Annotated in this window: 4 protein-coding genes; 3 read left to right on the top strand and 1 reads right to left on the bottom strand. The window is 68.7% G+C overall.

From position 1 onward, the window contains the following. Positions 1-100 precede the first annotated feature (100 nt). On the top strand, positions 101-1333 hold the full coding sequence (locus tag NS2_RS34965; RefSeq protein WP_052486832.1) for a M20 family metallopeptidase: 1233 nt from the start codon (positions 101-103) through the stop codon (positions 1331-1333). Here NS2_RS34965 and NS2_RS34960 read toward each other — a convergent pair. After that, positions 1330-4206 carry a tetratricopeptide repeat protein gene (locus tag NS2_RS34960; protein ID WP_033091642.1) on the bottom strand — a complete coding sequence of 959 codons (2877 nt, stop codon included), beginning with the start codon at positions 4204-4206 and terminating at the stop codon, positions 1330-1332. The two genes, NS2_RS34965 and NS2_RS34960, sit on opposite strands and share 4 nt — an antisense overlap. A gap of 179 nt (positions 4207-4385) precedes the next feature. Here NS2_RS34960 and NS2_RS34955 point away from each other — a divergent pair, with 179 nt between their 5' ends. Both NS2_RS34955 and NS2_RS34950 read left to right on the top strand, forming a co-directional pair. Then, positions 4386-4736 (top strand): hypothetical protein, encoded by a 351-nt coding sequence (locus NS2_RS34955; RefSeq protein ID WP_033091641.1) that lies wholly within the window; start codon positions 4386-4388, stop codon positions 4734-4736. Continuing rightward, positions 4733-4981 carry a hypothetical protein gene (locus tag NS2_RS34950; RefSeq protein WP_143161482.1) on the top strand — a complete coding sequence of 83 codons (249 nt, stop codon included), beginning with the start codon at positions 4733-4735 and terminating at the stop codon, positions 4979-4981. Before NS2_RS34955 ends, NS2_RS34950 begins: the two co-directional genes overlap by 4 nt. Positions 4982-4985 lie beyond the last annotated feature (4 nt).

Here is a 4985-nt window from a genome sequence, read left to right as displayed (position 1 = left end):
CGAGCGACGAACGAGTCCTGCACTATGCCGGTGAGATCGAGATCGCCGTGCCGGGCCGCCCCGCCTACCGGGATGTGCTGCTCATCGGATTCCGGCCGCGATGACCGCCGAGCTCGGACAGCTGGACTTCGAACGGCTGCTGCCGGAGAAGCTGCTGCTCGAGATCGCATCCGGCCTCACCGCGATCGCCTCACCGACCGGCCATGAGACGCCACTGGCCCGGCATGTGCGAAAACTCTTGCGGCACCATGGGATAACTCGGAAGAAGCAAGTCGTGCGACCGGGGCGGGAACAGACCATAGCCCGGCTCGGTCCCGCCGACGGCACGCCCGCGTTGCTGCTGAACGGGCATCTCGACATGGATCCGCTCGGCCGTGACGCGGGTCCCGACCGGCTGATCGCCCGGCGGGACGGCGACCGGCTCTGCGGGGCCGGGCGGCACAATATGAAAGGTGGGCTCGCGGCCATGCTCGGGGCCTCGATCATTGTGCAGCGCAGTGGAATTCCGCTGCGCCGGGCGCTGCTGCTCGAGTTCGTCGTAGGGGAACTGCAGGGCGGCATCGGCACCGTATTCGCGCTGGAGCAGGGCTACCGCGCCGATGCCGCGGTGGTGCCGGAACCCTATTCGGTGCGCCGCGTCCTCACCCGCACCGCGGGCGTGCAGAAATGTGCCATCGTGGTGCACGGTCGCCGGGCCCACACCAGCCGCCACACCGAGGGCGTCGACGCCATCGCGGTGCTGCGCCGCACCCTGGACCTGCTCGACTCGGCGCACTTGGGGCTGCGCAATCCGGATTTCGAGACCCTGCCGCGGGTACAGATCGCCGGTTTGATCGCCGGGCGTGGGGAAACCCACACCCTGTCCGGAATCAGTTATCTGGCGGACAAGGCCACCGCGCTGATCGATGTAAGGTACCCGCCCCCGTACGAGCCGCGCGACGTCATCGCGGCCCTGGAAACCATACTGACACAGGCGCGTACGGAACATCGAGACGCGGAGATCACGCTGGATCACCCGCCGGATCCGGTCTTCGAAGTCGGCGGGACGGATATGCCGCCCATGGATGAATCACCCGAATCCGAACTGGTCGCCGATATCGCCGAGATCCTGCCGCTGGTCTCGGACTACGAGGTCGAGAAAACCGGTCTGGACCTGCCCTTTTCGCTCTGCGGCAATGACACCACCCATCTCAGCCGGGCCGGAATCGAATGCTGCCTGTTCGGGCCCCGGGGCGCGGGGCCCGATACCGAGGACCACGTGCTGATCAGCGAAATGTACGCCTGCGCAAAGACACGCGCGGTGCTGGCGCTGCGCCGGTGCGCGGAGCTCTAGCACCCGAGCTCCGCGCGCTCGGATCGCAACAGCTCGGCGCGCGGTGACTCGATCTCGGCGTAGAGCGCGTACGCCTGGTCCAGCAGTTCGCGGGCCGCCGCCCGATCGCCGATCCGGCACGCGAGCTTGCCGAGCGCCCGCAGGCCGTCGGCCTTGCCCAGCTGGTCCCCGATTCGCTCGGCCACCTGCAGCGACTCCTCGTAATTGAGCCGTGCCAGCCGATAGTCCTCGGTCCCGGCGCGGTCGGCGCCCTGCCGATAGGTGTGCCCGAGCCCGCGCAGGGTATCGATCCGACCCAGCGGGTCGTCGATGAGTTTCGCGATCACGTACGCCTCCCGGAAGCAGTCGCGCGCCTCCTCGTGGTCGCCGCGACCCCGCGCCAGATTGCCCAGCCCCCACAGCGACCACTCGGCGCTGTACTGGTCGCCGATGCGGCGGCCGATCTCCAGTGCTGCCCCATAGCGTTTCGCCGCCACGTCCGCGTTGCCGACCATGCGCTCGACGTGGCCGAGCCCGCGCAGTGCGTCACCCTCCATCTTGCGGTGCTCGATGCTGCGGGCGATGCGCTGGGCCATCAGGTAGGGCTGCCGCGCCACGTCGAACTGGCCCCACAGGCGGACCACTTCGGCATATCCCCACTGGGCGGTGCCCAGGCGCTCGAGGTCGGCCAGCTCGGAGGCGATGGCCAGCGCCTCCAGCGAATACTCCTCGGCCCTGCGGTACCGGCTCGCCATTCGCTCGGCCTGGCTGAGGCCCTCCAGCGCATCGCATTCCGTCTGCCGGTGGCCGATCTCGCGGGAAATCGCCAGGGCCTCTTGGAAATGCTCCCGAGCCAGCTCGTAATCGCCGGTGATCCATTCGGATTGGCCGCGCTCGCACAGCGATTCCACCTGGATGCGGCGATCCGACAGTTCGACGCCGATGCGGTGCGCGGCCGCGAAGGTGGCCTCGGCCCGCTCGTGATTGCCACGCAGCCGTTGAATCCGCCCGCGGCCCAGCAGCGCCCACGCCCGGCCCACCGGATCGGTCAGCTGATCCGCGATGGACAGGGCCCGGTCGTAGAGCCGATCGGCGTCGGACCAATGGCCCACGCTGCACAGGTGGCAGGCCAGCAGGCGCGCCAAGTCCGCGGTGTCGGAAGTGATTCCGGCCAGCGGCAGGCAGTCGAGCAGCAGTTCCCGCTCCCGGCTCAGCCACTCCCGGGCGTGGGTCGCGGCATCCAGAGAACTCGTCGCCGGATACGGGCTGCCCGCGGAATCGAAAGGCCGCAGTGTCGCCGCCTGCCGCGCGACGGTCAGGCTGTGCGCGATGATGCGCTCGACCGCCACCCGCCGGTCCTCGGGCTGGTTCTCGTGCTCGGCCCGCAGCTGTGCGCACAGTCGGTTCAGGTCGTGCATCCGATAGCGCGACGGGTGATTCGAGCCGGGGACCACATCCAGCAGGCCCGCCTCCGAGAGCCGGTTGATCAGGCTCTTCGCCTCGTCCACCGAGATGGCCGCCATGGCGCCCAGAATCTCGGCGGTGATCTCCGAGCCGGGGAACGAGCCCAGCAGGCGGACCAGGCGTTGCAGGTCCGGATCGCGCAGGCGGCGGTAGGACAGTTCGAAGGCGGCGCGCACCGATTCGTCCTCGGCGCTGAACCGGTCGAGGATGTGACGGGCGGGCGAATCACCGGCGCGATCCGAGGACGTATTGCGTTCGGTCAGTTCGGCGAAATCGGCGGCGAAGGCGGCCAGCATGCTCTCGCCGTGATAGGCGATGTGCCCGGCGATCAGCTTGATGGCCAGCGGCAGATTGCCCGCCGTGCGCACGATCTGCTGCGCGGCGTCGCGGTCGTAGCCGGGCGGTAGACCGGCCAGCCGGACCAGCAGCTGTTCGGCCTCGACACTGTTCATCGCGTCCAGTGGGAGCGGATCCGCGCCGGCCAGCTTGGTCAGATGGGTGCGGCTGGTGACCACCACCAGGCTCCCCGCCGACAGCGGCAGCAGGTCCCGCACGTGGTCGCTGTCGGCGGCATTGTCGAAGGTGAGATACATCTGCTTGGTACGCATGGCGTTTCGCCATTTGTCCGATCGTCGCACCAGATCCGCCGGAATGGTCTCGCGCGGTACCCCGATCTCCAGCAGTAGCTGTTCGAGCACATCGGCGGGCTTGCGCGGCTCCTGGCCCGGCGTGTACCCGTGCAGATCCACCCAGATCCGGCCGTCCGGATACCGCGGGGCGAACAGCGCCTCGGCGAAGCGGGCCAGCGTGGTCTTGCCGACCCCGGGATGCCCGTGGATCACGTGCACCGACGGGGCGCTGCGGTCGTGGCGATGCGCGGTGACCCGCCGCTCGATCTCCCGCACGGCCTCCCGGCGGCCGATGAAGTTCGGTTCGCGCGGCGGCAGATCCGCGATCGGGGCATCGGCGCGCAGGGTGGTGCGCCGGGTCACCGCATCCCGGAAACGTTCCACGTCCGCCGCCGCCAGGTGCGCCAGGTCCTCGGTGTCGACCAGTTCCTCCCAGGTCGTGCCGTAGATGGCGGCCAGCACCTCCAGCACCTCGACGGTCAGCCGCGGGCCGTTGCGCACCGCCGGCCAGCGCTCGTAGTGCGAAATCTGGTTGCCCTGAACGGTTCTGCGGCGCCCGGCGCGATGACCGTTGAACGCCTCCGCCACATCCTCGAGGGTGAGCGCGGCGATCTCGCGGCGGCCGCAGGTGCGCGCCAGCCCCGCCGCGTACCGCCACGCCGCCCGCGGCCGCAGGCCCTGCTGACGCAGCTCGCCCACCAGCAGCGGCAGCAGCTGCGCATCGGAGAGTCCGGTGGCCGCCAGTCGATCTCGGAGGCGACGGCGGTCGGCCTTGGTGATGCGCCGCTCGGCTCTCGTCATAAAACCCTGCCCCCGTTATTGCCGATTCCTTGGTAGCAGTGGGTGTTTCACCAGGTCAAGCGATGTGGCGGAATTGCGAAAGTTCTCCCGTTCCACTTCGTGAACCGGTGCGGGGAATTCCGGATCCTGCAAGTAGGTCGGCCGGTGGGTCGGTCGATCGGGTAGAAGGGAGTTCCCGCATGGCAATTCAGGTCACGGACTGGCTGATCACCAGCGATCTCGTTCAGGAAGCGGCCTTCAGGATCGATGTTCCGGGGCCGGATCGGGGGTGGTGGGTGCTGTCCTACCTGCCCACATATCGGCGGCTCAGCAGGGATCAGGCCCTGGTGGGGGTCCGGCTCGCGGAGTTGATTCTCGACGATTCCATTTATCGGAACGCGGAATCGGATCTCTTGGTCGCGAGATTGCATGCCGAGGAACTCGAATTGGAACTCACCGACGCCATGTGCCTGCTCGCACTGCGGTCGGGCGAATTCGGGGAGTCGGCGAGCGAGCCGCGAAACTGCGCGGAACAGCAGGTGATTCGGTGAACGTCCAGGTAGTGCAGTTCACCGAACTCGGCGTGCTCGCGGTGCTGCTGCTGTTCCGCCGCCGCTTCCCCCCGGACTGGTTCCTGATCTGTTTCGGCGTGGTGCTGGCGGCCGGAGCGGCGGTCCTGCTCGCCGTCGCCACCACGGGCGGACTGCACATCGCCACCGACCCGGGCGCGGTGCCCACCCAGCCCTCCGGCGTCGCGGGCACCTGCGAGCCGTTCTGCTTCGGGCCGACCGGCTAGTACT

The organism is Nocardia seriolae NBRC 15557 (assembly GCF_007990715.1).
GTDB classification, from domain to species: Bacteria; Actinomycetota; Actinomycetes; order Mycobacteriales; family Mycobacteriaceae; genus Nocardia; species Nocardia seriolae.
The sequence above is the reverse complement of the archived record's forward strand: the minus strand, read 5'-3'. Positions and strand labels throughout refer to the sequence as shown.

Excerpts from the sequence above, each read along its gene's own strand:
- NS2_RS34965 (WP_052486832.1), top strand. The coding sequence starts at position 101 with ATGACCGCCGAGCTCGGACAGCTGGACTTCGAACGGCTGCTGCCGGAG.
- NS2_RS34960 (WP_033091642.1), bottom strand. The coding sequence starts at position 4,206 with ATGACGAGAGCCGAGCGGCGCATCACCAAGGCCGACCGCCGTCGCCTC.
- NS2_RS34955 (WP_033091641.1), top strand. The coding sequence starts at position 4,386 with ATGGCAATTCAGGTCACGGACTGGCTGATCACCAGCGATCTCGTTCAG.